A 26,357-nucleotide genomic window follows, 5' to 3' on the forward strand; every position below is an offset into this window, starting at 1 on the left:
CGTCACCCAAAATCAGCCATAGCTCCTCCACCGCTTCCGCCCGCCTCAACGCCATGCCGCGCGACCTCTGCACCGGAGTCGTCGAGCACGATCACAACCGTGCCTGCACCACGGTCATATTCGGGATCGCTGGCGATATCTTTAGCGATACGGGCGCTGTATTGGACCGCTAGTTCAGCGGAGCCAAATAGTTCTCCGACCTCGTCCGCCTGTGTCTCGCCGTTGTGGAAGATTGGGAAGTAGTAACGTCGCATAGCCGCGGCCCTTTAGCCCCGATCATGCGCTCATCTCGGGAGGTCCGCACCTGTCAAAAACGACAGGGTCCGTGCGACAGCGGCGCTAGCAAACGGGCTCGCGTCATCCACCTCACGCCGCCCTCCTCCGCGTCTTTGCGTCCTTCACTGCCGCAACAACGCGGGTGGGCAGTTCAGCCTTAAGCTGGGCAATCTGCGTCTGCAGCCGTGCAAGGCCGGCGGCATCGGCGCCGCGAGCATCGATGCTGATGGTCACGGGCGCCACCACGCCGCCACCGCTGGCACCTGCGCTGGCAGTGCGAGATTGGATTTTTTGCTAGCTTTTCCCGCACGAGGGCTTCAGACTTGCTCCCATTGAGAACTTAATTTTTCAAGGACATTACGATGGGAAAACCTGCCGTTTCCCGTGATGCCTTTCGCGGATTGTTCGCTTTTTATGCGGCGAAGGCTCATCACGACCATAAACCTGAGGGCGAACATTGCCTTTTGAAGCTATTCGGATCTGCGGAAGACATTCCCGATAGTTTGCTGCTGCAGTGGTCAGACAGAGTTGAGCTACTCGGCTCCGAAACCGTTGGCCGCTTAATAGAGCCGCGCGCCCGTCAAATCACAGATGGCAACGCGCGATACGACCATGCCAGTGACTTTCTCCACGCGCTCCTGAGAGACCTCGGACAAAAGGTGCAGTGATCAACCGCACGCTATGGTCGCGGCAGCCGTCAGACGCGAAGATTTTCCGCGCTGCTCTTGCCTCGCTTGCGATCAACTTGGATTTCGTAAGAGACCTTCTGCCCCTCAGCCAGGCCCGATAGGCCGGCGCGCTCTACTGCGCTAATATGCACGAAAACATCCTGTCCACCGTCATCGGGTTGGATGAAACCGAATCCCTTGGTTGCGTTAAACCACTTCACAATGCCCGTCGCCACGTCCGCCTCCCGGTTGAACCAGAATATAGCCTAGGTCGACCGCCTTGGGGCTGACAAGCAAAATCCCGCAGCGCTGGAACGTCGAGCAGCGTATTCGAAGCAATCAATGGTCTGATAACGGGCAAGCGATCTGAAGGCGACGGCCCGGCGCTGGGAATGTGAACTAGTTCACAGATTGGGAAAGAAAAGCTCACTACCATGGACGCGAGCGGGCGAAGATACTCCGCTCCTGCGATGTCTTGCCGTGCTGCGCGGGGTCGCGTGCCAAGTCAAGCAAGCGATGGAATGGGGTTAGTGTATCCATTACAGGAAGACACGATGATCGACGACCATTTGGCGCGTGCACATCGCAAAAATATTCAACGCTATCGCCTTTTATTGCAAACCAATTTGACGGAGTCCGAGCGCCAGTTTGTCGAGCGGCGCCTAAGCGAGGAGCAATCCAAGCTGGAGATGCTGGTCGGCTCGTGCTCAAGCGAAGCGCAGTGCGATCAATCAAGTGCCCCAGGTAACCACGCTGGCTAGCCCGTCCTATTCGTGAGAGTGCGGCTTTTGGGCCCGATTGATGCGGCCGCACATCTTGTCTGACGAGGCGCACAGGATTGCCTTCGGCTTTTCGCCGCCTGACGACCGGTACTTTGCAACGCGCTTGAGGGATGGGTTGGGCGAACGGGGGCGGACGCCCCGCCGGTCAAGGACCGAGCGGCAGCAGCGCGCCGGGCAAGCCGCAGATCAGGTCGGCTTCGGGACATGCCGCGGCAAACGCAAGGCGAATGCGGCTCGTGGTCTCGACGACACGGGCGGCGATTTTCAAGAGCCGAAGACGCAGCGTCGCGAACTCGGCAGCGGCCAATTCCCGGGCTTTGGGAATGGCGTCGCGCACGGTCAGCATCAGCCAATAAGCGGCCGTATGGAGCACGAGACGGACCTGGTTGGCGAGCGCCGAACGGCAGCTGGTGCGATCGGAGGCGAGCTGCGTCTTATGCAGCTTGATCAGATTCTCGGCTTGGCCGCGCGCGCAATACAGGCTGTCGTAGATCCACTCGGCCGAGCCGACATCGAGGCTGGTGACGACGAAGCGGATGTCGAGGCCGAGCATCGTCGCCTCAATACGGGCGACAGTGCGCCGTTCGCGATCCCAGGACTTTGCCTTGTGGCGGGTCTCGGTATAGCCACGCAGAACCGGCAGGTTCTCGATGGCGCGTCGGGTGCGGATGTCGTCGGCGACCTCGTCGACTTTTCTGGCGAGAGGCTTGGTGCCGGACAGACCGAAGATGTAGTCGATGCCGTTGGTCTCGCACCACGCCATGGCCTCCGGCCGGGCATAGTGCCCGTCGCCACGGAACGTAATTTGCGTGTTGTGCCATCGCGTGCGGATATGCCGTACCAGGCGGCGCAGATGGGCACGCACCTCGACGCCGCCCGGCGTCTTGCCGGGCCGCAGCACGACGGCCACGGGCCGGCTCTTCTCCGTGTCGTAGACGTGGATCGGCAGGAAGCAGCGTTCGTCATAATGAGCGTTGAACAGCGAGAGCTGCTGATGGCCGTGGACGACGTCGCAGGTATCATCGATGTCGAGCGTGACGGATGCCGGCTCGCGCGGGTAGCTATCCATCCATGCGTCGACCAAAGTGTAGGTCAGCCGGATCACGTCGCGCAGGCGCGGAGCATTCTCCAGCCGCGACAGCGTCGGCTGGGAACACAAATCCCGGCCCGTGTCCGGTAGGCGACCGCAGGCCAGTTTGAATGCCGGATCGGACCTCAGATGATCGAGGTCGTCGGCGTCCTCGTAGCCGCAGCAGATCGCGAACATGCGAGCGCGGAACATATCGACCAGGCTGTGCACGACCCGCGTCGGATCGCGCCGATCCGGGAACACCCGGGCCAGATTGTTGGCCAAACCGAGACGCCGCTCGGCCATCGCCAGAAGCATCACGCCCCCGTTCGAGGTTAGGCGCCCACCATCGAAGGCAGCTGTGACTTTCTTGGCGTGAACGGCTGGAAACGAGACGGGCGGAATCGTATCGTCGGTCATGGCGGGCGTGGCGTTCGCGGTTGGAGGTGATGGGGTTGGCTTCGCAACCGAATCCTACGCCGCATCAGCGCTTTACCCCTCAGGCGCACTCTTACGAATAAGACGGGTTAAGTTGAAGAAAGATTGAGTGACTCCCGATCATTTCTGTGCCGAAACGTGGAGTCGCGGTCGTGCCGCGTCCAAAGAAACCGGCGCGAGCGGCCTATTAGACGCGGTAGGTGATCAGCCTCCGAAACGAGACTATCAAGCATGAAGAGATCGAGCGCGAGGCAGAGGTTTTATTTGTGTTGAATTCTTGCTTCTCGATAGTGGTCTGAAATCGTATCATCGGTCATGGCGGGCGTGGCGTTCGCGGTTGAAGGTGATGGGGTGGCTTCGCAACCGAATCCTACGCCGCATCAGCGCTTTACACCACGCTCGCCAGCCTCTCAGGCGCCCTCTCGCGAATAAGACGGGCTAGGAAATCACCGGCCAGAACCCGCGCCAGTCTTAGTGGTACGCGGCCGACGGGACATTAGGAACGTTTTAGGCGCGAGAGAGTCGGATGGCGACAATCCGCGCTTCGAGCGATGGACAAAGCGATTGCCAAGGCGATCTCGGTAATCATCGTCGTCTTCGGCGCTGCGCCAGAAAGCGTTGAAGCTTGGCATTCCGCTGGGGCACATGCGCTAGCCGCTAACGCCCGCTTCGTGGTTCTAGCCGCTCTATTGCTAGAGATGATCGGCCCCCTACGCATCGCCGACCGCCCTAAGAACCAAATCATCAGATCGGCGTAGTAATGAACAAGGGCCGCTGCTCCGAGACAGCGGCCCTTCGGACTTCAGCCAGCAATGTCCGTCATCACCATTTTTGGCGACCGTACCATTCATCCACTTCCTTTTGCGCCTGATCCTTGGCGTAGCCGTACCGTTGCTGCAATCTCCCTTCGAGTTGCTCTTGCTTCCCGTTGATCACATCGAGATCATCGTCGGTAAGCTTGCCCCACTGTTCCTTTACTTTGCCCTTCATCTGCTTCCAGTTGCCTTCAACGCGGTTCCAGTCCATGGCGATCCTCCTTGAACGACTAAGATCGATCAACGGAGCTCGCCGACGCTTGGTTCCTCGGTGAGGATAGCGTCAATCAGGCGCGGGCGCAGTGTTTAAAAGTGGACCGACGCGCCGACGGTGAGTGCCGGGTAGCGCCAGGCTGTCTTTCGACCTTTGGTCCTCTTAGCATTTGTTGTACAACTCAGTGCTATTGCTAAGCACAGCACACTCCACGGGGTGCAGTCGGTGGCCGCAAGCCACTATTGTGTTCACCGGGTTAGCACTGATTATTCTGGGTGTGCTGGCCACTGGCGCGCAATTGACGGCGGAATTCATTACTCCCGGCGAGTCTCCGCGAGCAATGCAATCGATAGTCGTCTCGCCCAACCGGCTCGAAGCGGGGACAAGGTTTGTCGGCCTCGAATTGATAATCGTCGGCGCGCTTTTGCAAATTGTTGGCTTTCTCTCCACGCGACCATGGAAGGCGGAAGCTGGCACCGCCGAGAAAAATTTCGAACTGAGCCACTACCAGACTGGGATGCCATTGGCTCGAACAGAGGTGCGATGAATCGCATCGGTCGCCGGACGCTGATATGCATGGGCGCGCTTGTGCTCTTTCCGGTCGCCTGGAGCTTGCTGCGGCATTGACCGCCCTCGCCACCTGCGGTCTCGTCAGCGTAAGTTGCCCCCGACGCGATTGCTGATGTGCCTCTCCCGGTCTCGAGCCGCGGACATTCGCCTGGCATGGGAAAGGGCAGATCAGTTTCCATAGTTGGCAGCAATCCGGACGATAAGCCGCATTGACGGCCGGAAGAAGTGCCGCAATTTTCCGGCATCACGCGCGATTGCATTTGCTTTGTCCCGAGCTACCCCAGGGATTGACACCGTTTCAGGGCGTTGGCAATGGCGGCACCCGTTTACGATCGAGCGCGAGCGAACGCTCATCCTGCATTTGGATTGCACTTCCGTAGGTATGCGCCTTTCTCGACCTTTGGCTTTGGGTTTGAAGGCGACAATCGCGGACCTTCCACATCGTTGAAAGCAACTTCGCGCACCTATGGTTGCGTGATGTTCAATAAGGTCGAAGTTTTCTACTGGTTTGGTGGCACCTCCGGGACGCATCGCAGTACACTTCTCTTTGGTGAGATCATCGGCCACTCGAAAGTTCGTATGAGTGTGACGACTATTCCCTCGACTCGTGCCGGTCAGGTCATCTTCAAGGCAAGCACGGCGGGAAATATGCCGCTATTACCCAAAACCCCTGATATCGACACAAGCGTGTATCTCGCGATTGAACTTGGCTCCCAAACGATGCACGTGGAGGGCTCGGTCTTCGGCGATACCTTTCCAAACCTTGAGGTGTTCCTGCATAGTTACCGTTCAGAGCACGCAGCACTGTTACTCGATGGTCGAACAACCGGAGGCAAGAACCTAGGCCCCATCAGCCGACTGCCTGGGGCTGGCGCTTCAATATTTCTCGGTCAGTTCGACAGAAATTTCTCGCTGAACGAGAAAGGAGAGCTAGCCCAGAATTACACAACGTTCGCTACAACGCTGCCGACGCTATGAGATCCGCCCACCTTCGGGAAACACCCTCGAGCAGGGCTTCGGCCCGCCCATTCTCCGGAACTAAACCCATACCGCCCTCGACGCTGGCTGGGCCGGCGGCATAATTTGTCGCATGATCAAGCCAGCCCTCACCCGTCGCCGCTCCGACAATCCGCACGAGGAGACCTGGCACATCTATTCCGGCGACGTCCGCATCGGGACCATCGGCGTGCGCGCCGGCGTGCCTGTGCACGCCGATCAATGGGCTTGGTCGATCGGCTTCTATCCCGGCATGGAGCCAGGCACATGGCGGAGTGGCATAGCCGCCACCTTCGAAGTCGCACGCCAGGCTTTCGAGGCCGCGTGGTCCGAGCTGCGGCTCACCATTCCAGACGCCGCCTTCGCCGAATGGCGTCAAGACCGCGATTGGCGGGCCGAGGTTGCGGCCAAGCGGGCGCGGGGCGAGAAGCTCGACAGCGAAATCCGGAGCACGCTGATGCGCTGCGTCTGCGGGACCACGTTTCGACAGCTGGAGGCCGGCGGAGAGCTATCCCGACCGCCAGCACAGCTACGCCGCGCAGGCGGCCATTGGGACAAGCCGATGAAGCACGCCGAAGAACGACCCTACGCAGATCCCGAGGCGGCCGCGCGCAAGCTCGTCGAGCTCGCAGCCACCGTCGAGGGCGTGCAGGACGGCCGCATTTACATTGAACGGATCAATGCGTCGTTCATGTTCAACCTGAAGGGCAGCGGCAGCGAATTTGGCGCCGGGCTCAAACACGCGATCGAGCGCGGCTGGTTGTGGAAGCACGAAAGTGGCACCTACGTGAAGCTGATCCCACCCGGTGAAGATCTGCTGACTAATTCCACCGCGTAGGCCAATCCGCCCCGTGCTGCCCTGGAGGTTGGCTCATTCGCCGGCAATTCCTTCAGGGTTGCAGCCGTGAGAGCAGACGTTGACGATCCTGATCGCGACGCCGCTGCTCGTCGCGCATCCGTTCAAGTTCGGCTTCAGCTTTGGCCGTATCAAGGTCCTGCCGCTTCAGTTCAATAACAAGCGCTTCTTGCTCTGCCAGTCGCCGCTCTCCTTCAACGACATCGCGCTCTACCTGTCTCAGCTCATCGCATATCGCAGTCGTGTACATCGCGATCCTCACGCGGCCGTGCTGCGCATGCACGTTGGAGCGTAGCTGCGCCGCGCGCCGCGCACATTAAACTTGAACGCGAGGCGCATGACTTTCAACTCAGCCAGCTTCTTGAACGTTCCTGCTAATGCCATTTTTTCCCGATCTGATACGGGAAATGCAATTTACAAAAACCCTATTGCTGGCCGAACGGACAGGACGATGGTCGGGAAAAATAGGAACTGGGCTTTTACGGACAGGTTGATGCTCCATGCCCAAGTACTTCTTCGACCATCACAGCAACACCAGTATCGAAATCGACGATGACGGCATCGATCTCCCGGACGTTGATGCTGCCAGAAGGCTGGCGCTTGAGGCATTGGGCCAATCGGTGTTGGATGGCGCGCCTCGTTCTCTGATGGGTCGGCTCGCTATCGAAGTGCGAGATCCTCACGGCCCTATCTTGCGCGCCTCCGCTACTGTTGTGCTTGAAGAGCTTTGAGGCTGTCCCGCAGACGAAGGGCTGCCTAACCGTACGTGATCGACAGATCTAAGGCGCTGGTGGACCACCATGAATGAGCGTGCATCTTCACAGTCGAGATTTCTTATTCGGCAGGGTGGAAACGGCTGGATGGTTTATGATCGAGAACGTAAGGGACCTGCTCTGATCGGGACCGACTTGGCGGCAAACCTTACCATGACGGAAGCCGAGCGCGTGAAGCAGATGCTGATCAATCAGCCGGATGGGAAAGGTCTGATTTTGAGTGCGTTAGTTTGGCGCACCGTCTGATCGTCTTGGACAACCTGCCGCGCTTTCATCCTCGCGTTGGATGTCTTCGCTCTTGTCAGCGTTCACTTTGGCTTCTCAGCTTGGATGTGCAGGACGTAGATCGTGTTCTGAAACTCGTCCGTCACTTCCATACGCCAATCGCGCCCCGGCTTCAGCTTTCCGTCTATGCCCTGAAGCATCTGCCCGGCCGTGACTGTGGCCTCCTTCCACGCGGCGTGCTTGTCCCGAAGCTCCTCTCCCACGTCATCGATCTCGGTGCGTTCGTGGATGATGTGGAAGAAGTATCTTGGCATGCCCGAAAAATGCTTAACGGCAGGTTCGCGTTCCTAGCGGTCGACGCGGCTTGGGTCTGGTTGCCGCATCGCGGAAGAGGTCAGCCAATCACTCAAGTGCGCACCGGTCTCGGCGGTGCGTGCTCGCTTCAGCAGGGCTTCACGTTCCGGCCCGGCGGGTAACTGGCTGTGCTTTTTGAGTTTGGCGGCCTGCTCGCCATTCGTTCTTCGAGGGAACGGCCATCCTCCGCTGACCCTATGCAGAACGTGCTGGGCGCACGAGAGTGCGCGCAGGAGATTTAAGGGCCTGCCCGCGCTGAAGTGGGCGCCGGGCGACGGACGCGTCAGCGTTCGGTCCTCGTATACAAATGAACTCAGACCTCAGTCGAAAAGATCCGCAGCGGCATTCAAAGAATGTGATGCTTCACCTCGCGGATGCCCAGGCCTTGTTTTCCAATTTCCGAAGATGCTCCAGATAAATACGCTCAACACGATTGAAACGGCGAGCAGGAGCAAAAGGTCACGGACCATGATGTCCTCCCCTTTGCTGTTCAATCGGGGAATTAGCCCAACGTTCCTATCCAAGCCACTTGCCTCCACTCACGCAGCGGCGTCAGCCCCTGGCCACTGGCAAACCGGAAAAACCCGGCGGCCCTTGGAGGAGACCGCCGGGCTGATCCGCCGATCACACCACTTCAATGGCTGACAGGCTGAATAAATGGCGCTGGCTCGTCTGTCCGAATCCCGACAAACCGTCTCGGTTTAGTCGGACGTGTGGCCGACAAGCCACGTCCGGGCCCGCGTTCCTGAACGGAGCCACCGCCGAGAAGGCGACATGAAGCTGGAGATGACGAACGAGCCCGGCTGGATCAGAGACTTCTCCCGTCATCAGGCCAAAGGTGTAGCTCTGGTATGTGGGCATCCCTGTAAGGGGCGCCTGCTTGGCTGTGCTAGCTCATTTCGTATCGGCTATTCGCAGGGGTGATTATTCGTCGCCTCACCAGCGGGATGCTGCCGTTCTGTTTTTGGACGAAGCAAGTCACGTTTTGAACCGGAGTGTCAGGTCCAACTACATAAAAAGGAGTGCGCCGAACGACGCCAACAAACCTGCACCACCCATGATCGCTAGTCCGATGAAGAAGCGCTCGACCACGTCCATGGCGGCCTCCGTTCAAAAGTGAACGCTGGTTCGATTCGATTGCCCATTTTTCCCGTTGGAACAAATGTTCACTGTAGCACTTAGGAACCTGCAACTTCGAGGGGGTGAGAGTCATGAGCGACCCCGAGCTTTCATCGTCGCGGGCACCTCAACTCGGACCGCCATGTCCTAAATGCAAGCTCCCCGCGCGTTACATCACGTCGGTTCTGGACGTAAAGCGCGACCGAGCAGTGATGGTTTACCGCTGTGCACCATGCGGTGAGGAGATCTGGAAGGATTAGGGCGACGGCAAGTTTTCCAGGCGCGCTTGTCCTTCCCTGCTGCGCGTAAGAAAGCTAGACCGGTTTTGTCTCGGGCTAGCGCCGCTGGCCTGTTTCCGACCTCAGTGGTGTAATTTGAAATTTGCAGTGGCCTAATTTCGATAGTGACGTGATTTTAGATCGGCTCTAAATTCGTTCCTGCTTGGGGGTGTTTTAGAGCGGGATCATGCGAGAGTTTCGGGCATATATAATCGATGGCGCGGGGCACATAACGTTCCGCGTTGATATTGTGGTGGAGGACGAGGCGGAAGCTCGGGAACGTGCCAAATTGCTTGTAGACGGGCGCGCGGTAGAGCTTTGGGAAGGCGCAACGAGGCTCGATAGATTTGAGCCAATCAGCAGGCACTAAGGCCGCCTCAGTCGGCGGCCCAAACAAAAGGCTCCAGTCCGGGGCTGGCAAGGTGGAGCCTCTGAGAGCCTCAGCACGCGGTGAGTGGCGCGCTCGGCTAGCTGTTCATTCTATCCAAATGATAGGGGCCGCGCTATGGCGGCCCCTGCCGGCGCAATAATTGTTCGTGATGAAATGCCAGCTCCGGCATCCCAAAATTAGAATCACCAAACGTCCAAAATCGAGTGTCCTAATTCGTCGCAGGAGGTTGTTACTCGGGGGAGCGCGAGGCGCAGCTCACTGCACCGTTGACGTTCTTTGGCGGGGGAGTTTCAGCGAGCTAGGAACATCATGGACCTTGCCAAGTATTCCCGACGCCCTCGAGGCTCGTCGAGGGTAACCTCTAGGCCCCGGCTCATCCCCCATTTGAGCTGGGGCCCTTTTCTTGCGGGACAAGGACTCAAAGGGAACACAAGGGTGCGCGAATGTTGGAATCGTCGCTGGCTCGCTGCCACAGCCGGCGGAGCGGCCCCGGCCTACCCCCTTAAGGCAGCCGGGGCCGTCTCTCCGCCCAGGACAGCCTTGAAGTTTGCGTAGCCCTGCTCCTGCGAGTTCAACTGCGCGGAAGTCGGAGGGAGAATGTCGTTCCCGTTTGTTCGTTAGAGGCGACAGAAATTTCGCCGCCGTGGGCTTCGACGATTAATTTTGCGATATAGAGACCGAGGCCCAGATGTGTACTGTGCTCAGACTCATCGCTGATGTCCTGGCCGCGCATCCAAGACTGAAATACTAATTTTTGTGTGTCCGGGGGGATTGGTGGACCCATGTTGTGCACGGCTATTGTGACGGTGTCGGGGTCGTTGCCTGCGATCCTCACAGTGATAGGCTGCTCTCGGTCGCCATATTGGATGGCGTTGCCCATCAGGTTCGACAGCACCTGCCCCAGGCGCGCAGCGTCACACGAGCACGTAGGATCTCCGTCGTGCGTGACCTCAAAATCACGATTCGTGTGGATGGCGCGTAGCTCATCCGCAATCTCCTGACAGAGCGCCACCATGTCGATTTTGGTCTTTACAACTGGAATTTCAGTACCGAAGGACGAGCGCGTGAGATCGAGTAAGTCATTTAAAATTTGCGTCGCCCGGCCGGCCGCCGTCCTAATCTCCGAAACCACCTTTGCCTGTTTCGGATCTGTTATTCCGGATCGCTCCATCCACTGAGCACCCATCGAAACCGCGCCTATGGGGTTGCGCAAATCATGACCCAGCACGCCCAAGAACAAATTGCGGGAGTCATTAATCGTCTTAGTGTAGTGAGCTACCGACTCCGTGACAGCCTGATCAATCGCTTCATTGAATCGCGTGAGGTCTTCAACATCGGTTGCAGCCAGCCCTTGATGATGAGCCACCCATTGCTTCACAACACTTGCGCGAAGCGCCCGGTATTCGGAAACCATCTGGTCGATGTCAAAACCATCGGCAAGGCGAAGAGCGGCATGAACCTCAGCCGCGCTCTCGGAAAACGGATTTTCTGGAGGGCCCACGCCGCGCGATTTATCAAACCTCTCTCGCGGAGTCTGCGCAGATTCGAGGTCGTCTGCAATAAACCCGAGAATATCCACGACATGATCTTGCAAAGCTAGCTTCGTCATCTTGTCGCTGGCCGGCGATATAGTTCGCGCGAAATCGATCCATTCCTTGACGATAGCGGCGTGGTTTTGCCGAATGAAGTCCGCCAGCCGGCGTTCATGCCCTCGTGTCTCACTTGGATTGGTCACAGCCGGCCCCTTTGCGCATGTTGAGTATTCTGCCGTGGTTTTTTTGTTTAGGTGAAAGCCCGGCATGCTTCGAGCGAGTTCAGAAAACGCTGTTAGCGGCGGCGCAGGCTGAAGAGGTCAATGACCGAAGCCGCCAAACTTAGGCGGCCCTACTCTTTCGAGTCGGGGGGGTGATTGGCGGCCTTCGCTTCCGTCGCCTGTGCGATCAGGATTGCAATTCCGTCCAGTGTTTGCCGGTCGTTGATCCCGAGTGACAATCGTCGATATCGGGCGATCTTATCGTCGTACAGAGTGCACTTTTCACACATGCTTCCGCTCGCATATAGGGCGGGAGCATGAAGCACTCTCAGTCACCGACGGACGCCTCGGACTGGGCGGTGATCTCGGGACCATAAACCAGAACTCGGGTTCCCGACAGAAGGAACACAGCCCGCCAACGGAGGCGGCCTCAATGCCTGCGCCGTTCCACCGCGAATGTGAATTTGAGGTGGAGCACCGGACCGCTGTCGTCCCGGACTTCAATCGACATCTGTCGGCCACTGGTCCCTAGGGTGCCGACGGCATCTCGGGCCATATCGGCCACCGAGCGCGCCGCCTCTTCCTGCACCTTCTCTATGGTTGAGAGCTCCAGACCTTCCTCATCCGGGAAAATCTCGTCACCCTCTCTGATGTCAAAGTAATACCGTCTCATCAGACCAGAACGACGCCGACCTCAAATTGTTCTTTTCGTAAAGCAGGCCATCCCCAAATCAAACTAGGCCACTGAGGCCGGAAGCAGGCCATCACCCCCAACCTCTGTTCGTTCCTCGTGAGGGAAGCCAGTCTATCCAGTTGACCAGCCAAACCCACATAAGTTCGGGCAATGTTTTTACGGACGTCGGAGCGATCCTTGGAAATGCCGCTCGCGCCAGAAAGTCTCTTGTAGAGGTCAGCATGTTCTCGGCACTCAGCAATGTTGATCACTGGCTCACCCTCCCTTTTGCCGGCGCGAGTGATAGAGCGCCTTTCCCCGCTGGCTTGCATATACCATGCTAAGGCCCGTCAAAGGTCAGCTTCAGACATTCAGGTTAAGTACGGCCAGCGCCTAAGGTCGGGCACAAGCCAGTACCCATTTTGGGAATGATGGTCTCAATAGGAACGACGAGCGCGGCCGAATATTTGAATCGTCGCTGGCTCGCTGCCACAGCCGGCGGAGCGGCCCCGGCCTACCCCCTTGATCCCCCCGCAGCCGGGGCCGTCTCTTCGCCCTTTGTCGTATCGGAGTAGCGTATGCGTTCCTCGCCCTCGATTGTGCCAGCTGACCGACTCGACCGCGACATGGTGCTTGAAGACTTCGGCGTGCGCGCCGGTTGCGCCTGGCGCGAAACAGATGAAGCTGACACCGACCTCGAGGGCGTCCTGCAAAATCTCCTGTCCGGCTGGTACGCCTATCCGGTATCGGGATTTTTGTTCGGATTGTTCACCTTGGCCTCGGTCAGTCGCAATCTGCCTAGAGTGAGCGAATACGAGTGCATGCTCAGGTGACCGGCGAAACGGCCCCAGCGCACTGTTGCCGGACAGTGCGCTGAGAGGCCAGTCACGACGGGTTCGCCCCCTTGTGGGGGCTCGGGAAAACCTTGCAACCGGCCGGTCGTTCCTAAGAGAGGGGCCACTCCCCGACGAGGCGCTCGGCCCGCTGCGTTAGCTTCGCGCAGGTGCCGCGCGCTCGAAAAGCTCTGCGCTCACGTCATGGCTTCGACGGCCACCGCCGCCGGCCTTGCCGAAGGCAACCCTGCGTCCCGTAGTGGCACGTCCGCCCCGACCCATTTGAAACCAGAACCCGGCGTAATCCGTTAGGGTCGCGCCTCCACGGCCGCCCCCAAGCTTCCGGCGCTGTTGGAGGGGACGGGTGCGCTCAAGGGCGTGCCCGTCTTATCAATCTGGTTTCGCTCTGTGCGCCCGGCCCCGAAGACCATTTCATGAAACGGAGGCGACCTTATGGAGAATCCCGATCTCAAAGCGTGGGTCGATGGCTGGATGGAGAAAGTGAAGCAAGGCGCTGAAGTCCATCGCCAGCAAGGTCCGTCACCGGAGGATGCCGAAGCCCGCGACTATGCCCCCGCTGACGTCAAGATCCTCACCATCGCCCACGTCCCGGAATCCCTGCAACAGGCGTGGCTGCAACATCTGCGCGACTTCGACGTCGCGCATCCCGGCTGTCATTTCGAGGTGATGGTGGATGCGCCCGAGATGCCGCTGCCCGACATCATCAATATGCTGGCGATCAATCCCGGGCTGACCTTCACCAAACTGCTCGAACGCAAATGAGCTGGCCCGACCGGCAGTGCCATACCGAGCCCGGCTTGGGGCCTGAAATCAGCGGCGCTTCGCTCGCCGTTTTCCTTGTCTCCGACCTGCTTGCTCCCGTGAAGGCAGGTCGGCATTGAACCAGAGTGGTGGTTGTCTCGGAGCGGCGGTGGTGTCGGTGATGTTTCTGGGATCGCTCATCATCATCGCGCTGTGGTTCTTTTACTAGAACAGCACGATGAATCCGCCAACTGAGCCAGGGCTTACGTTCGCTTCTCGGCATTAATACGCAGGACATAGAGTGTGTTTCGGGACTCATCCACGACTTCGATCCGCCATTCGCGGTCGGGCGTTAACTTTCCATGGAGGCCTTGGAGTATCTGCCCAGCCGTTACCGTGGCTTCCTTCCAAGCGGCGTGCTCGTCAGGTAGCTCATAGCCTTCGCGGTCGAGTTCGCGGCGTTTGTGGGTGACGTGGAAGAAATAGCGCGGCATGGTGCTGTCCTGCCCACAACGAATTCGCGGCGAACTGGCATCTAGGACGTTGATTTGGATCAACCATCCCGCGAATAAGCGGGACGCCTACGGTGCACAAGTGAACAGATGGAACAGGCGGTGGTGGGACATGCTCACTTCGGTGCGCTGGGCAAGCGGCGCGCTCGCGGCCCCAGCGTCCCGCTCTTGTTGTTCTCCTCCCGGCGACGCTTGGGGCAGTCGCGCGCTGATCATGTACGTGCCGCGAAACGGCGCTACAAAATGCGCGAGGTTGTCGGCGGTGGGGACACACGATGCGCGACTTGCTTAGTCCGCGTGAGAAGCGATTATTGAGGCGCTTGGCTGCCGAAAAGACTGACAAGGAGATTGCGAGGAGGCTCGGCGGCACCGCCAAGCAAGTCTCACAGCAGAAAGCCAGGCTGCTCGCGCGATTGCAGATCAATCGCCCGTCGAGATCGCCGACGCAGCAGAGCGATAGGGCGGCCTGGCCGCGCTATCGAGGCATCCATAGAAATCTCGCAGGCGAAACCACGCGCACGTCTCTTGTCGGAACGGTCGGCGCACACCAGACGATACATTGACCTAAGGATCAAAGATGCGCCGCTGCCACTGGTCCAGGGTTAACGAATGGTTAAGCCGGATCTGGGAGGTTGCAAAGGGGGTGACCCTAAAACGAGGTCCACCATGTTGAGGCTGAAGAAAGCTGCCCCGGTATCCGGCAATTTGAACAACGGCCAGATCGACACCGCCGAGTTGCTGCTGCACCGCGTGTACGCCTTTGGAGCGGCCGAGGGACATGCCTCCGGCGAGTCAGTGGGGCAAGACGCTGCGGGCTGGGAACGGGCAGAAATGGCTCTGCTACAGGCGCAGATCGACACCCAGCGCCAAATTATCAAGCTGCTCCGCAACGAATTGTCAGACGTGAGGAAGGAACGGGACGCTTGGCGCAGTCGGGCTCACAGGCTGTGCCGATCGGTTTCGACTGACCTCACAGCCACCCCGCGCCCCGGATCGTTTGCGGCATTGCTCCAGCAACGTCGAATACATTTCCGGCAGCATTGACTCAAACAACTGCCGCAAGGACCGCACCTCGCGCCGATAATAAGGGGGGCCCCTGGGTCATTGTACTGGAGGTGCAATGTGAGTCTGACGAGACGGCGGGTCGCACGGCCTAAAGCCAATCCGCATTATGTGCGCTTTGCCGTGCACTTAGTTCCCTGCAATCCGCACTTAGAAGCAAATACATGGCCGTAAAAATAGGCGATGGCAGCGTCAGCGGCGCCATCTGCCTACTAATGCCGGAGAATTTGTTGACGCGCTTTGCAAATGGCATACGTGATTGCGATCCTTCCGGCGTGGCTGTTGGCTGCGGTTGATTGGTGGCAAAGCCGTCTTTTGGCAACGACGATCGCGGGAGCCGCTCTCAGCTGTGCTGCGGCCTTATGCATTGGATTTCCCTTCATCGACCCGTTTGCCGTGATGATGGCAGGGCTGGTTGCAGCACTACCAGCTGAGGTGTTTTTTTGGCTGTCGAATATGAACGAGGTTAGGATGAGCGCCTATCCGGAAAGACAACCAGGCATGTTCCCTGAAACAGCGCGCATGTTTTCGAAAAAAAGTCCGCAACGGGTCAAAACCGGCAATACTCCGATTGAGCAAAGAATTTCTCCTTGGACCCAAAAGCTGACTCTCCTCCTTATGGGTACACGCCCTAGACATCGCCATCATCCAGCGCTTCTAATCCCCGCTCCTCCAGCCACCGCCTCGACTTGAGCCGCAGCTCCATCGGCAGCGACCGCACAGCGGTGATGCACTTGTGCATCGTGTTCCCGGTCGCAGCTCGTCGTGAAAAACGACGCCCTTGCGGGTTGCCCATTGCTTGAAGCGCTCGACAGCAGGATAGCGTTACACACCTGATTGTAGCGCGCGACGTCATCGGTGCCTGACGCATCGTTCATTTTCTTTCGACCACGTCGTGAGTTTCGTCCCAATCCGTTTTCATCTGTTGGGCGACTTCATCGATCAAAGCGAAGGCCTGCTCGCGTGTGGTTGCGATCTTGTCGATGTTCTCGGTGATATGCGATCTACACACCCCGATGATCGCGCAACGCTCACTCCCATCGTCGGCACCCCAGCCAACATGTTGAGCAGCTCGTTAACCGCGTCGAGAGCGGTGACTTTGAGGGCGGTATAATCGGACATGAACCTTGGTTGGCTCAAGTTTGATCGCTCCCTTTGAGAAGTTCCTGCGCCGTGGCGAACGCAGCTTCCTTCGAAAGGTTGCCATCCATTGCGCGCCAGCTTGCGTTCTCTGCGCAATCTCGGCCACAACGCCGCCGAACAGTACCATGCCAGTTGTAAAATGATCTGGGCCGGAATTTCAATGATCACCGCTTGATCCCCAATGGGGTGAGATCTCCAGCGCCCGGCACAGACCTACACCGTCAGCCATGTAGATCAACTGCTGGAAGCTCGATTGTATGGATCGCAACCCGACAAATGCTCATGTCGTTCGCCAATGGCGAACACGTCATCGCCATCGACGAATACCGCGGACGTCTCTGCCATGTTTCCACGAACATTTACGACCATACTGGCGCCTCTGGTGGTTCGCCAATGATGCGCTGAATTTGGTTTCTGCAATGGGACTGGCTATGAGGGCTTCAAAAATCCGCTCCCGCCCCTATCTCAGCCCTATGCGTACAGCGTTCGAATTCTGCCTGCTGACCGCCGCCAAGGTGGTGCCGGCCGGACGCGACTGGATCCACGAAATGAAATATGACGGCTATCGTCTGCGCGTCGAGCGCCAGGGCAAGACCGTGCGTCTCTTCACCCGCAACGGGCACGACTGGACCAAGCGATACCCCCTGGATCGTCGAGGCCGCGCCGAAGAACCGCGAGCAGCAATTCGCCATCGACGGCGAGGCTGTGGTGCTCGGCGTCGATGGCGCCTCGGACTTCAACGCCCTGCACTCGCGCAAGCATGATCACGAGGTTCAGCTCTATGCGTTCGACATCCTCGCGCTTGGCGGCGAGGACCTGCGCCAGCTGCCATTGACGATGCGCAAGACCAATTTGGCGCGGCTGCTGCGCGGCCGGCCTGATGGCATATTCGTCGCGCCGTTCGAGGCTGCCGAGATCGGTTCGGATCTATTCGCCGCCGCCTGCCGCATGGGCGTCGAGGGCCTGGTCTCGAAACGTCGCGACCGGCGTTATGGCGTCGGCCGCTCGAAAGACTGGATCAGGGTGAAGAACCGGACCCATCCGGCAATGACGCGAGAATTCTGAGCGTTCGGTCGCGCGCCTCCTGCTCAATCGGGGCCCGGCGGTTCAATTGCCCCTTTCCGTCCATCCCCTTTCTGGGCCCTTCGGTCGGCTGCGGGCAGCGTTCAGTCTCTCGGCCTCTGCTTCGGCAGTGGAGTGCGACAAGCCAGACAGAGGCTTCCCGCCTTTTCCGATCGCAGGCACATCTAGTGAAAGATCCAGTACGGTGAACCGGCCGGTTACCGGTCTCTCATACCAAGCAACGTACCGCGCCTTCATTTCGGTCATTCTAGACCCCCTCGGTAGCGGATCGATCCTCGAATAGATCAACGTATCGCGCATGGAGAATCACGTAGCCCTTGGCACCGTCTAAGAGCACCTTGACCTGAGTGGCCGTCGCTCCCTGACCAAGAACGATGCCTTTCTTACCGCTAAGACGCGGTCCAGCCAAAGCAGCAATGACGATCCGTCGACCAGCAAGAAGCTCGTCCTTGGCGGCCAATAGGTCCGCAGATCTCGGCAGGTTACGGTTTGTGCTACGCGGCATGGCTTTAAAATAGCGCAGCACCATTGAGTTAAAAAGCCCGTGTGTCGGTGGACCACGGCTTGCGCGTCCGCTTTTCGAGCGGTCATCCGTTCTTCAAGGGGCTGCGCGAGGACCTGTAACGGCGCGGCGATCGGTGACATTTTTTTTCGGCCCCCTCTTGAAACCAAAACCGGCTTTGCTAATTTTTTTGTCGCCATCTGACGATGGTGTCCGGGCGCCTCATGGGCCCGGACCAAGAGACGGGCACCGGTTGTGTCCGGTGCCGCTCGTAGACATCTTGCTCTTAGGAGGATTTGGCTATGCGCACCTACGATTTTGCCCCCCTCTGGCGCTCGACCATTGGTTTCGACCGCCTTTTCGACCTCGCAGAAACCGCTCAGCGGGCCAGCGAGGACAACTATCCACCCTACAACATCGAACGGCTGGCGGAGGATCGCTATCAGATCTCGCTGGCGGTGGCGGGTTTCTCGCCCGAGGATATCGTCATCACCGCCGAGCAGAACGTGGTGACGGTCGAAGGCAGCAAATCCGACAAGACCGAGCGTGATTTCCTCTATCGCGGTATCTCGCACCGCAGCTTCAAGCGCCAGTTCAGCCTCGCCGAATATGTCCAGGTGAAAAGCGCCGCGTTCGACAACGGCTTGCTGACCATCGAACTCGTCCGCGAGATTCCGGAAGCCATGAAGCCTCGCCGGATTTCGATCGGCGATGCCTCGGCCGGCAACGTGCCGAAGCTGGAAGCTAAGGCCGCCGCCTAGCGCAGACGCCATTGGAGCCGCGCGACGAATCGTGCGGCTCCCATCCATTCGTCAATGAATAGGAGAGGACCATGCGGCCGACGACCGCTGACGACAACGTTTTCGATTTCGACGCTCTTCTTCATCCCGGCACGGTGTTTGAAGCACCGAGAGACGTGCTGGATCATCCGGCGCTGACGTTGAGCGAGAAACGCGCAATCCTGGCATCATGGGCGTCCGACGCGTCCGCGATCGCCTCCTGCCCGTCGATGCGCGCACCTGCCGGCCTCAAGAAACCGGTATCGATCGACGAGATCTTGGACGCGTTGCGCGCCCTGGACGGTGGCCCCCGGACGCCGCCCGGCGGAAAGCCTTACCGTCTCCGTTCGACCGAACGTGCGGCCGCCGCGGCGTAATTTCGGAGGCCCAGATGACGACGGACGAAAACCTGACACGCCTTCGTGCCCATCATAACAACATCAGCCGCTACCGTCGGCTCCTGCGTACCAGGCTTTTGCCTTTGGAACGCCAGTTCATCGAACGGCGGCTTTCTGACGAGGTGGCCGCTCTGCTGAGCCTTTCCGCTTCGACCTTCCCGATCGCCTTCAGTGAGCCAAGGCCTGGACGACCGCTGCCGGTTGCAGAGGTGATGCCATGAGCACGACCATCAATCTGGGCCGACCGGGCTCAGGCTCCTTCCCTTTGCGCGCTCCTCGGAAGGTTATTCGTGCGCGAATATTGGAGACTCCGGCTGCGGACGGCGTATCATCGGCCGTGGAGATCTAGGGATGGCTCTCTCGACCAACGAGCGTCCGATGTGTCCTGTGTGCAAACACCGGATGGGGTTGGCGCGCATCTCTCCCGGCCCGCGCGGATTCGACGAGCGTACCTTCGAATGCTCGACTTGCGAGCGTACCGAAGTGGTTCGCTTGGCCGTGGATCCGATGCAAACGGACGCGGTCGGCTGGCTCGCCGGTGAGCTGAAGCCGCCCAACTGAAGTTCGGTGTGAGTGGCGCGATGGATGAGGACTTCTGCAAAGAACAGACGCAAAGGCGCTGCCTGTTGGCGCTGGACAGCCCAGACGCCCCGGCCGGTCCCTTGAGGGCAGCGGAGCGGCCGCTGCCGGGGTCGGGTCGGCGAGGCGTGACCAAGAGCGCGATCGAAGTCTCGTGAGACACTTGCGGCGGCGGGGGCTCCGGGCGCTTGACATGGCAACCATGAATCGAGGAGGCGGGAATGGTCCTGATAGGATTTGGCGCCCTACTTGTTATCGGCGGAATTTTGTACATGGGGATCGCTTAGTCGGCCCGCCGTGCCTACCGCTACCGCCTCGCGAGCCCTGCTGGCGCCGTTACAATACAAGCCCGCGGCGACATCTGGCTCCCGCTCCCGCGTGCGGAATCTTTACCGTCGTTTAAAAAGGGTCGTGAATTCGTAGAGAAGAACGACTGCACCGAGAGAGCGCCGCCAAGGATTGACGCCACGGACGATTTCATCCACCGTCCAGAGAACGAGGCCACCGTTGACCGCGATCGTCAGGGCCAAGTTTGCTTTGCCTGCTGATGGCCATACCCAGAGCAAAAGGCCGGCCACGATCACAATCCACAGAATGAGATTGGGTGACTGTACAATCGTGATAGCGCCGGTCTTGCGATTGCGGAAAAATCATCGAAAGAGCTGGCCCCACTAGGGTTTCGCCCCGGTTGAATCTTCAGTCAGAGTCCAACCTCACCTTCTTCGCGACCTTTCCAATAGGTCGCGCGGTTGAGTTTGACCTTGATCAGGACAATGCCTGGCGTATCCACGCCATTTTCGAACCATTTGTCGAGATCACTTGTCCAGTGCTGATGAAAGACGGCCTTGTCGCGGATCAGTTCGGCAGTCCCTTCGACGGCCACATAGATCCCTTCGGCGAATAGACCGGCCTCGGATGAGAATCCGAGCGCGACATTTAGGATTCCGTTGGATGTCAGAAACCGTCCGCGACTTTTCGTAAGTGAAGTAATGAGATGTGCCGTCGTAAGCCACGTCGCCGTTGTTACTCATGGGTCGATTGGCGATCTCACCGTTTTCTGTGTGGGTCGAAAGAATGGCGATGTCGATGCCGGCCATTTCCTTCGCGATTTCAGCGAGCGATTTCTTGGACATCTTTCCTTCACCATTTGCCGGGGAGCAACCGCGGGGTTCAACCTATGTTCCCTTGAGGTCCGCGACTGGTTAGCCGTGGGAGCGACGACAAGCGATTACGCCGCTCATTGCTCTCGGACGCCGGCCGATGGCCAATGGGATGCGTCTACCTCGACCACGCATTGCGTCCTCCGAGGTGGCCTAGGAACCCTGGGAAGGAGCAAGCGTTCGGCTCACTATGGCCGACATCCTACTTTCTCATCTTGTTGAACATTCCGTCCAGATTGCTTGGGAGTTCCTCGAGCGCTCGGGCGACCTCGGCGACGCTGCCGAAGCCAGCCAATTTCTTTCCCATAAGATCGAGCAAATGGTCCGGAACGGTGAACGTAGCAGGTTGCTGCTCTCGAACCGGGCGATCGATGCTTACCGGCGGCAATTCGGCGTCCTCGACGCCTAGCACGCATAACTCTAGGAACGAAACCTCGAGAGCCCGCTTGGTCGTTAAAGGTGTCGCGACATGAAGCTCTCTCGTTGTGCCTTGGCCTTGGCGATTATCCTTCCCTGCGCTGCTTTCGCTCAAGGTGGCGGTGGTGGAGGCAGTGGCGGTGGGTCCGCGGGCGGAGGAGCCGCGGCCGGCACCGCTGCTTCCTCGGGCTCTTCGGCCGCGGCTGCGCAGACCGCGCCTGCCGGTGGGATCGGAAGGCCTGCGACCACCAACCAGCAGGATAGCGACGCCAAGATCGATCAAGAGAACAGCAACACGGACAGGATGGTGGGGTCGATCTGCAAAAACTGCAAATGAGCATCGTGTTGATCTCATGTCGGGGCCTTTTTTGATGGAGCCGATTTCCGCTAGTGGAAAACGGCCCGGATCGCATAGACAATACCCGACGCGGAGCAAATCGGTACGATTGGACCCGAGAAGGATCTCTGTGGGACCCGACCGACCGCGCCCTCGAGAAGATCAGAAGCATCTGCCGGGACTGTTAGCCGCTCAAGTGTGATGCGCCTGGAGAACCCGCCGGATGAAAGCAATCGTGTATCAATATGAGCTCGCCGCCGAACTCGAGAAGCGGTCTGGCGTAACCGGCCTCAAGCTGATCCGCGTAAAGGGTTACAGCCCCAGTTGGCAACTTGGCGGTATCCGGCAGAAGCCTCTGGAGGAATCCGCCGAAGCGGCTTTGGGTGAGGAAGTGCGAAAGTTGCAGACAGAGTTTGACATGGCCTAGGCTGGCGCTCGCCCATCAAGGCTTCGCTTTTCGGCAACCTCTAACGGAAGCGGCACCGGCGGACGGATTGATTTCTCCGACAGGCGGAAGTGACTTTAGACTTATTCCGGCGCCCCACCCGACCCGTAGATCTTCCGCTGACACTTGCCGAAGCGTCCAGCCTTCAGCTCGCAGCCGATGCGCGCCCATTCCACGGAAAAGAGTGACCGGACTTTATCAAGCATCGACTGCGGATCTCATCTCAAAGCGTCAAGCGGTTGGACAAAGGTTCGCCGAGTTGAAGGCACGGTGCTGGCGAGTAGGGTCCGATGCAGGTGAGCGCTCACAGCCCACGTGGGCAGCCCGGCCTTGTTAACGCGGCGCCCGCCTGTTGCGTGAACAATGGTCCTTTTACTGCCGTAAGAGCGATGAGAGGCCGCGTACATTGGATGGAACCTTGATCAAGCCTCGGATGTTTCTGACGAGCGGCGCCTACTTCACGGCAAGATTAGCGACCCCGGTAGGATCGACGAGCGCCGGACCGCCAAGCGAGGTAGCAAGTGGGTCGCCCGAACACGGTTAGCAAGCGGATAGCAAAGCCCGGCACATCGACAGCTTCGGATCGCGACGCATCTCGCAACCCGGTGCAGCAAAAGCCGCTCCCACTTGGTTCGGGCGCGCGCATGAACGCCCGGGTGGTCTTTGCCGTAGCGGTGGTAGCGCTCTCCCTGTGGACAGCGGGGGGATTCCTGCCACCTTTGATCTGGGCGACCATTCTCGCCGTCACCTTGTGGCCTCTCTACATCAAGTTCGCTGCACGGCTCACCTCGGGCCCAACAAGGCTGGCAGCCGTCGCCTTTACGGCGATCGTTGCGCTCATCCTGTTTACGCCCATGGCGCTTGCCATCTACCAGGTGGCCGAGCAAAGCGGTGACATCGCGAACTGGCTGAAGAAGGCCAGGGAGAGCGGAATCGAAGTGCCCGACTGGATCGCTCGCCTGCCGGTCGTAGCAGAAATCGCGCAGCAATGGTGGCGCGATAATCTGTCGGATCCGAAAGCCGCGACTGCTTGGCTCAAGACCATCAATGCGGATGATGCGTCTGGTCTATTCAACACTTTCGGCGGTCAGCTGATGCGTCGCCTGTTCATGCTCTTCTTCTCCCTATTTGCCTTGTTCGTGCTGCTCAGCAACGGCCGCTCGGTCGCTAACCGTACCATCGAGACGTGCGATCGCATCCTGGGGCACCCCGGCGAGGGCGTGGTGCAGAAGATCGTGGATTCGATCCGAGGGACGGTGAACGGTACCGTGATCGTCGCTATCGGCGAAGGCTTGTTGATCGGCGTCGGATACCTTGCTGCAGGCGTACCAAATGCCGTGATGTTTACCATCATAACCACGGCCTTTGCGATGCTCCCATTCGGTGCCTGGGCAGTGTTCACGGCTGCCGCCGCGACACTTTTGTCCGGCGGTGGCAGCGGGATCGCAGCCGCAGGCGTCTTTTTCTGGGGCGCGGCCGTCATGCTTGCAGGGGATCACTTTGTGTGGCCAACTCTGGTCGGGGGCGCGGCGCGGCTCCCTTTCCTCTTTGCGTTCGTCGGAATTTTCGGGGGGCTGGCTGCCTTCGGCCTACTCGGTTTGTTTTTAGGACCAGTCATCATGGCCGTACTATTGACGGTTTGGCGAGAGTGGATTTTTCGGCCTGAAGAGCGAAGCAGGTCTGACTGATTGCGCCGGCGTGCGGGCTGCCCATTACCTCGGCGCGTACTCGTCGTGGAAAATGATCCTCTCATCCGTGAATTCGCTGTCGACGCTCTGCGCGAGGAGGCCTTTACGTGTTCCAGCCGATGGCGACGAGGCGCTTGCCTGTTGCAAGCGGCGGGTCGCGGAGGTGCTCATCACCGACATCAGGTTACCCGGGAAGATCGACGGATGGCAGATCGCCAAACGCTGCCGCGAGCATCACCCGGAACTGCGATACCGGTGGTCGTGATCGTGTTTCCAGCCATCTTCGCCCCCATGTACGCTATCCGCAGCGACATCATATATCTACCGCGCGCCGGCGTGTTCCTGGGAAGGGTTGACCGGATGCAACGTGCGGGATGACGATCGTGCAGCAGGTGCGCGAGTTCTTCGCGCTCGGATTCTCTATCCTTCATCGCGGTTTCGAACGGGCTATGGCCGCCCGTCCCAGCAGGACGGCGAAGCTTCCGGTCTTGTCTTCATCGGCGTCTTAGTGGAACAGCGGAAGACCTCCCGCGTTCCATTGCCATCATTGCGAGAGGAGAAATCGATTATGGGTATCTTCACCAAGGACATCAAAACCATGGATGACTTGCTGATCCATGGGCTTCAGGACATCTACTATGCCGAGCAACAGATCACGAAGGCGCTGCCGAAGATGATCGACAAGGCCACTAACCGCGATTTGGTCACGGGCCTCAAGAACCATCTCGAAGAGACCAACAAGCAGATCGAGCGGCTTCAGAAGGTCTTCGAGAAGCTAGGCAAGGAACCCAGTGGTGCGCAGTGCCCGGCCATCGACGGCATCATCAGGGAAGCCGACGAGACCGCGGGCGAGATCGAGGACAAGGCGGTTCTGGACGCCGCCATCGTCGCGAATGCGCAGGCGGTCGAGCACTACGAAATTTGCCGGTACGGGACACTGATTGCCTGGGCCGAGGAGCTCGGCCACGACGAGATCGTACGCTTCCTCACGACCAACCTGAACGAAGAGAAGGCGGCGAATACCAAACTCAATACGGTGGCGCTGCGCAAGGGCGTGAATGCCAAGGCCTCCAGCTCCAGCGCCGCCTAAGACGTGTCTCCCGGCCCTAACGACCCCGACATCGCGGGGTCGCTATTTCGTCGCGGCCGGTGGACCGCTCGCAGCTTGCGTCTTGCGAACCAGCACGTGATCGAGACGACGAGCCAGGCCAGCGACGCCGCGGCGAACGCGCCGGCCACGCTACGCTCGACGATCCACCAGAACACGGCCGCGAACGCCAACATTCCGACAGCCCCAAGCGCTGCACCGGCGGCGTCGAGCGCGGCGGCCTCCTTCCCGCGCGTGATGCCGAGCACCTCATGGATTCTGGAGTGATAGTGGGCATAGTGGCATATCCCGTCACGCCAGGTATCGCCCCAGCCATTGGCCTCGAACAGGTCTTCCATGACGGCCGCCGGGTCGTCCCTACTCCGAAATCGACTCCGCCTCGGTAAATGACGAAGGGCCAGCGAGGATGGTTGGGGATGAGACCGTCGTCCTTGAACCGGACGGTGTGAGGCCTTCTTGGCCGCGCCAGGCCCGTGGCTTCGTCGCGCCCCGGGCGGCGCAGCCCGGTCGCTCGTCGCACATACTCCTTGAGCTCCTCAAGAACTGGCATCGCGCCCTCTTCCGATGGATTGCAACGGATATCCTGTCCAGAGGCGCAGCAGCCGTTCCATGACGGCACCGAGCGCAAAGCCAGCAACCACGTCGCTGGCCCAGTGCGCCAGCACCACGATCCGCGTCAGGGAAAGGCCGACCGCCAAGGTCTGGATCACCCGCCGCGGCAGAGGCGGCAACGTGTCCGCGGCAGACGCCAGGGCGCCCATGTGCAGCGCGTGGCCCGACGGAAAGGCGTCTTCGCGCTTGCCCGAAAACGAGACACCGTGGACGTGTCCCAGCACCGTCTTGCGGTCGGGGCGCGTCTGATCAACTAGCGATTTCATCACATGCGGCAGCAGGGACGCCGTGACGGTGACGATCAAAGCATGGTCGGCTGCACGCCGAGAGGATTCGTCTTTCGTTCGCGTCGCGACCCAGCCGGCCGCGGCGAGCACCAGCAAGATCTTCTCGTCGGCCCCCCATGTCAGCCCGCGCGCCACCACCTCCGCGAGCGGACTGGTGTTGCGCGCTACGGTCCTCGCGATCGCCATATCGGGCGTCGTCGGCTTTACCTTCAAAAGAGCCATCGCCTCGTCCGCACCGGCAGCGGTTCGGCCGACATTCGCCCGATCGAGAACTGCCTCGATCACAACTCTCAAGCCGGTTCCCGGTTCGATTTTACGGCAGGCGACGACGCAGCACGCGCACGTTGGCGTCTTTCGAGCGTCGAGCAGCGGCGATGGCCTGCAGATCGCGCTGCGTAAA

General features: G+C 59.5%; 38 protein-coding genes and 1 pseudogene. 24 read left to right on the plus strand and 15 right to left on the minus strand.

Translation table 11 applies throughout. The features are described from left to right. Positions 1 to 2: 2 nt before the first annotated feature. Together J4G43_RS39480 and J4G43_RS39485 are read right to left on the minus strand one after the other, a co-directional pair. Complete coding sequence (locus J4G43_RS39480) at positions 3 to 254, minus strand: DUF6894 family protein (protein ID WP_208088244.1); 252 nt, start codon at positions 252 to 254, stop codon at positions 3 to 5. Between the two features lie 112 nt (positions 255 to 366). After that, positions 367 to 510: a hypothetical protein gene (locus J4G43_RS39485; protein WP_208088245.1), complete on the minus strand. Its 144-nt coding sequence runs from the start codon at positions 508 to 510 to the stop codon at positions 367 to 369. Positions 511 to 638: 128 nt separating this feature from the next. Here J4G43_RS39485 and J4G43_RS39490 point away from each other — a divergent pair, with 128 nt between their 5' ends. Then, a complete protein-coding gene (locus J4G43_RS39490) occupies positions 639 to 944 on the plus strand; it encodes a hypothetical protein (RefSeq protein ID WP_208088246.1) in 306 nt (101 codons plus the stop codon). 29 nt (positions 945 to 973) lie between these two features. On the opposite strand, the gene J4G43_RS39495 is transcribed toward J4G43_RS39490, so the two are convergent. Beyond that, entirely contained in the window at positions 974 to 1,180 is a 207-nt protein-coding gene (locus tag J4G43_RS39495) for a cold-shock protein (protein WP_097668860.1), read from the minus strand. 318 nt (positions 1,181 to 1,498) lie between these two features. Between J4G43_RS39495 and J4G43_RS39500 the strand changes: the two genes are divergently transcribed. Then, positions 1,499 to 1,705 carry a hypothetical protein gene (locus J4G43_RS39500; RefSeq protein ID WP_208088247.1) on the plus strand — a complete coding sequence of 69 codons (207 nt, stop codon included), beginning with the start codon at positions 1,499 to 1,501 and terminating at the stop codon, positions 1,703 to 1,705. Positions 1,706 to 1,871: 166 nt separating this feature from the next. Here J4G43_RS39500 and J4G43_RS39505 read toward each other — a convergent pair whose 3' ends face one another. Beyond that, a complete protein-coding gene (locus J4G43_RS39505; RefSeq protein WP_208088248.1) occupies positions 1,872 to 3,215 on the minus strand; it encodes an IS1380 family transposase in 1,344 nt (447 codons plus the stop codon). 569 nt (positions 3,216 to 3,784) lie between these two features. On the opposite strand from J4G43_RS39505, the gene J4G43_RS39510 reads away from it, so the two are divergent. Next, entirely contained in the window at positions 3,785 to 3,991 is a 207-nt protein-coding gene (locus J4G43_RS39510) for a hypothetical protein (protein WP_038937278.1), read from the plus strand. 64 nt (positions 3,992 to 4,055) lie between these two features. On the opposite strand, the gene J4G43_RS39515 is transcribed toward J4G43_RS39510, so the two are convergent. Next, on the minus strand, positions 4,056 to 4,259 hold the full coding sequence (locus J4G43_RS39515) for a CsbD family protein (protein WP_028154667.1): 204 nt from the start codon (positions 4,257 to 4,259) through the stop codon (positions 4,056 to 4,058). Between the two features lie 247 nt (positions 4,260 to 4,506). Between J4G43_RS39515 and J4G43_RS39520 the strand changes: the two genes are divergently transcribed. The 6 genes from J4G43_RS39520 to J4G43_RS39545 all read left to right on the plus strand — a co-directional run bounded on the left by J4G43_RS39520 (position 4,507) and on the right by J4G43_RS39545 (position 7,703). After that, positions 4,507 to 4,809: a hypothetical protein gene (locus J4G43_RS39520; protein ID WP_208088249.1), complete on the plus strand. Its 303-nt coding sequence runs from the start codon at positions 4,507 to 4,509 to the stop codon at positions 4,807 to 4,809. Between the two features lie 335 nt (positions 4,810 to 5,144). Then, on the plus strand, positions 5,145 to 5,810 hold the full coding sequence (locus tag J4G43_RS39525) for a hypothetical protein (RefSeq protein ID WP_208088250.1): 666 nt from the start codon (positions 5,145 to 5,147) through the stop codon (positions 5,808 to 5,810). A 112-nt stretch (positions 5,811 to 5,922) separates the two neighbouring features. Further along, positions 5,923 to 6,666, plus strand: coding sequence for a hypothetical protein (locus J4G43_RS55715; protein ID WP_321576289.1), 744 nt, complete (start codon positions 5,923 to 5,925; stop codon positions 6,664 to 6,666). A gap of 79 nt (positions 6,667 to 6,745) precedes the next feature. Next, entirely contained in the window at positions 6,746 to 6,979 is a 234-nt protein-coding gene (locus tag J4G43_RS39535) for a hypothetical protein (protein WP_038937285.1), read from the plus strand. Positions 6,980 to 7,184: 205 nt separating this feature from the next. Next, on the plus strand, positions 7,185 to 7,415 hold the full coding sequence (locus tag J4G43_RS39540; RefSeq protein WP_051664540.1) for a DUF6894 family protein: 231 nt from the start codon (positions 7,185 to 7,187) through the stop codon (positions 7,413 to 7,415). A 69-nt stretch (positions 7,416 to 7,484) separates the two neighbouring features. Continuing rightward, on the plus strand, positions 7,485 to 7,703 hold the full coding sequence (locus tag J4G43_RS39545) for a hypothetical protein (protein ID WP_075019321.1): 219 nt from the start codon (positions 7,485 to 7,487) through the stop codon (positions 7,701 to 7,703). Positions 7,704 to 7,765: 62 nt separating this feature from the next. On the opposite strand, the gene J4G43_RS39550 is transcribed toward J4G43_RS39545, so the two are convergent. The 4 genes from J4G43_RS39550 to J4G43_RS39565 form a co-directional block, all read right to left on the minus strand. Next, positions 7,766 to 7,996 carry a DUF6894 family protein gene (locus tag J4G43_RS39550; protein ID WP_038937287.1) on the minus strand — a complete coding sequence of 77 codons (231 nt, stop codon included), beginning with the start codon at positions 7,994 to 7,996 and terminating at the stop codon, positions 7,766 to 7,768. 2,399 nt (positions 7,997 to 10,395) lie between these two features. Continuing rightward, positions 10,396 to 11,559 (minus strand): sensor histidine kinase, encoded by a 1,164-nt coding sequence (locus tag J4G43_RS39555; protein WP_051664538.1) that lies wholly within the window; start codon positions 11,557 to 11,559, stop codon positions 10,396 to 10,398. Between the two features lie 448 nt (positions 11,560 to 12,007). Further along, on the minus strand, positions 12,008 to 12,250 hold the full coding sequence (locus J4G43_RS39560) for a DUF6894 family protein (RefSeq protein ID WP_208088251.1): 243 nt from the start codon (positions 12,248 to 12,250) through the stop codon (positions 12,008 to 12,010). Beyond that, positions 12,250 to 12,522, minus strand: coding sequence for a hypothetical protein (locus J4G43_RS39565; protein ID WP_224517054.1), 273 nt, complete (start codon positions 12,520 to 12,522; stop codon positions 12,250 to 12,252). The genes J4G43_RS39560 and J4G43_RS39565 overlap by 1 nt, the downstream gene beginning before the upstream one ends. Positions 12,523 to 12,828: 306 nt before the next feature. Between J4G43_RS39565 and J4G43_RS39570 the strand changes: the two genes are divergently transcribed. Both J4G43_RS39570 and J4G43_RS39575 read left to right on the plus strand, forming a co-directional pair. Beyond that, positions 12,829 to 13,083, plus strand: coding sequence for a hypothetical protein (locus J4G43_RS39570; RefSeq protein WP_039147110.1), 255 nt, complete (start codon positions 12,829 to 12,831; stop codon positions 13,081 to 13,083). A gap of 453 nt (positions 13,084 to 13,536) precedes the next feature. Next, positions 13,537 to 13,866, plus strand: a complete 330-nt coding sequence (locus tag J4G43_RS39575) for a hypothetical protein (protein WP_038937292.1) — start codon at positions 13,537 to 13,539, stop codon at positions 13,864 to 13,866. Between the two features lie 242 nt (positions 13,867 to 14,108). Here the strand turns inward: J4G43_RS39575 and J4G43_RS39580 are convergent, their stop codons facing one another. Continuing rightward, positions 14,109 to 14,339: a DUF6894 family protein gene (locus J4G43_RS39580; RefSeq protein WP_039147108.1), complete on the minus strand. Its 231-nt coding sequence runs from the start codon at positions 14,337 to 14,339 to the stop codon at positions 14,109 to 14,111. Positions 14,340 to 14,632: 293 nt separating this feature from the next. Here J4G43_RS39580 and J4G43_RS56140 point away from each other — a divergent pair, with 293 nt between their 5' ends. From J4G43_RS56140 to J4G43_RS55725, 5 genes are all read left to right on the plus strand, one after another. Then, on the plus strand, positions 14,633 to 14,920 hold the full coding sequence (locus J4G43_RS56140) for a LuxR C-terminal-related transcriptional regulator (protein WP_038937295.1): 288 nt from the start codon (positions 14,633 to 14,635) through the stop codon (positions 14,918 to 14,920). Between the two features lie 103 nt (positions 14,921 to 15,023). Continuing rightward, on the plus strand, positions 15,024 to 15,401 hold the full coding sequence (locus J4G43_RS39585; RefSeq protein ID WP_038937296.1) for a hypothetical protein: 378 nt from the start codon (positions 15,024 to 15,026) through the stop codon (positions 15,399 to 15,401). 264 nt (positions 15,402 to 15,665) lie between these two features. Next, positions 15,666 to 16,112: a hypothetical protein gene (locus tag J4G43_RS39590; protein WP_152620958.1), complete on the plus strand. Its 447-nt coding sequence runs from the start codon at positions 15,666 to 15,668 to the stop codon at positions 16,110 to 16,112. 998 nt (positions 16,113 to 17,110) lie between these two features. Then, complete coding sequence (locus J4G43_RS55720) at positions 17,111 to 17,326, plus strand: hypothetical protein (RefSeq protein WP_306326979.1); 216 nt, start codon at positions 17,111 to 17,113, stop codon at positions 17,324 to 17,326. Further along, complete coding sequence (locus J4G43_RS55725; protein ID WP_310473575.1) at positions 17,271 to 17,627, plus strand: ATP-dependent DNA ligase; 357 nt, start codon at positions 17,271 to 17,273, stop codon at positions 17,625 to 17,627. Before J4G43_RS55720 ends, J4G43_RS55725 begins: the two co-directional genes overlap by 56 nt. Before the next feature lie 265 nt (positions 17,628 to 17,892). Here J4G43_RS55725 and J4G43_RS39600 read toward each other — a convergent pair whose 3' ends face one another. Next, on the minus strand, positions 17,893 to 18,174 hold the full coding sequence (locus J4G43_RS39600; RefSeq protein ID WP_038937297.1) for a hypothetical protein: 282 nt from the start codon (positions 18,172 to 18,174) through the stop codon (positions 17,893 to 17,895). 275 nt (positions 18,175 to 18,449) lie between these two features. On the opposite strand from J4G43_RS39600, the gene J4G43_RS39605 reads away from it, so the two are divergent. The 4 genes from J4G43_RS39605 to J4G43_RS39620 all read left to right on the plus strand — a co-directional run bounded on the left by J4G43_RS39605 (position 18,450) and on the right by J4G43_RS39620 (position 19,885). Further along, on the plus strand, positions 18,450 to 18,908 hold the full coding sequence (locus J4G43_RS39605; RefSeq protein ID WP_039148842.1) for an Hsp20 family protein: 459 nt from the start codon (positions 18,450 to 18,452) through the stop codon (positions 18,906 to 18,908). Positions 18,909 to 18,979: 71 nt separating this feature from the next. Beyond that, positions 18,980 to 19,303 (plus strand): hypothetical protein, encoded by a 324-nt coding sequence (locus J4G43_RS39610; protein ID WP_039148846.1) that lies wholly within the window; start codon positions 18,980 to 18,982, stop codon positions 19,301 to 19,303. Between the two features lie 14 nt (positions 19,304 to 19,317). Further along, positions 19,318 to 19,545, plus strand: a complete 228-nt coding sequence (locus J4G43_RS39615) for a hypothetical protein (RefSeq protein ID WP_166350999.1) — start codon at positions 19,318 to 19,320, stop codon at positions 19,543 to 19,545. A gap of 130 nt (positions 19,546 to 19,675) precedes the next feature. Beyond that, positions 19,676 to 19,885, plus strand: a complete 210-nt coding sequence (locus tag J4G43_RS39620) for a hypothetical protein (protein ID WP_028156208.1) — start codon at positions 19,676 to 19,678, stop codon at positions 19,883 to 19,885. A 718-nt stretch (positions 19,886 to 20,603) separates the two neighbouring features. On the opposite strand, the gene J4G43_RS55730 is transcribed toward J4G43_RS39620, so the two are convergent. Both J4G43_RS55730 and J4G43_RS39630 read right to left on the minus strand, forming a co-directional pair. After that, positions 20,604 to 20,786 (minus strand): pyridoxamine 5'-phosphate oxidase family protein, encoded by a 183-nt coding sequence (locus tag J4G43_RS55730; RefSeq protein ID WP_321576290.1) that lies wholly within the window; start codon positions 20,784 to 20,786, stop codon positions 20,604 to 20,606. Beyond that, positions 20,719 to 21,036, minus strand: coding sequence for a pyridoxamine 5'-phosphate oxidase family protein (locus J4G43_RS39630; protein ID WP_321576291.1), 318 nt, complete (start codon positions 21,034 to 21,036; stop codon positions 20,719 to 20,721). Before J4G43_RS39630 ends, J4G43_RS55730 begins: the two co-directional genes overlap by 68 nt. 217 nt (positions 21,037 to 21,253) lie before the next feature. Here J4G43_RS39630 and J4G43_RS39635 point away from each other — a divergent pair, with 217 nt between their 5' ends. The 4 genes from J4G43_RS39635 (at position 21,254) to J4G43_RS39650 (ending at position 25,040) form a co-directional block, all read left to right on the plus strand. Beyond that, positions 21,254 to 21,472 (plus strand): hypothetical protein, encoded by a 219-nt coding sequence (locus tag J4G43_RS39635; RefSeq protein WP_038937325.1) that lies wholly within the window; start codon positions 21,254 to 21,256, stop codon positions 21,470 to 21,472. Between the two features lie 568 nt (positions 21,473 to 22,040). Continuing rightward, positions 22,041 to 22,244: a hypothetical protein gene (locus J4G43_RS39640; RefSeq protein ID WP_038937326.1), complete on the plus strand. Its 204-nt coding sequence runs from the start codon at positions 22,041 to 22,043 to the stop codon at positions 22,242 to 22,244. A 662-nt stretch (positions 22,245 to 22,906) separates the two neighbouring features. Then, positions 22,907 to 23,950, plus strand: coding sequence for an AI-2E family transporter (locus J4G43_RS39645; RefSeq protein ID WP_063701408.1), 1,044 nt, complete (start codon positions 22,907 to 22,909; stop codon positions 23,948 to 23,950). Positions 23,951 to 24,518: 568 nt separating this feature from the next. Then, positions 24,519 to 25,040 (plus strand): YciE/YciF ferroxidase family protein, encoded by a 522-nt coding sequence (locus tag J4G43_RS39650; RefSeq protein WP_038937328.1) that lies wholly within the window; start codon positions 24,519 to 24,521, stop codon positions 25,038 to 25,040. Here J4G43_RS39650 and J4G43_RS39655 read toward each other — a convergent pair. Both J4G43_RS39655 and J4G43_RS39660 read right to left on the minus strand, forming a co-directional pair. Continuing rightward, positions 25,037 to 25,608, minus strand: a pseudogene (locus J4G43_RS39655) (cupin). The gene J4G43_RS39650 and the pseudogene J4G43_RS39655 overlap by 4 nt on opposite strands. Further along, the gene (locus J4G43_RS39660) at positions 25,595 to 26,143 is read right to left on the minus strand and encodes a phosphatase PAP2 family protein (RefSeq protein ID WP_321576292.1); all 549 of its coding nucleotides are present in this window, start codon (positions 26,141 to 26,143) and stop codon (positions 25,595 to 25,597) included. The pseudogene J4G43_RS39655 and the gene J4G43_RS39660 overlap by 14 nt, the downstream one beginning before the upstream one ends. Positions 26,144 to 26,357 lie beyond the last annotated feature (214 nt).

It is taken from the genome of Bradyrhizobium barranii subsp. barranii (assembly GCF_017565645.3).
In the GTDB taxonomy this organism is placed as follows: domain Bacteria; phylum Pseudomonadota; class Alphaproteobacteria; order Rhizobiales; family Xanthobacteraceae; genus Bradyrhizobium; species Bradyrhizobium barranii.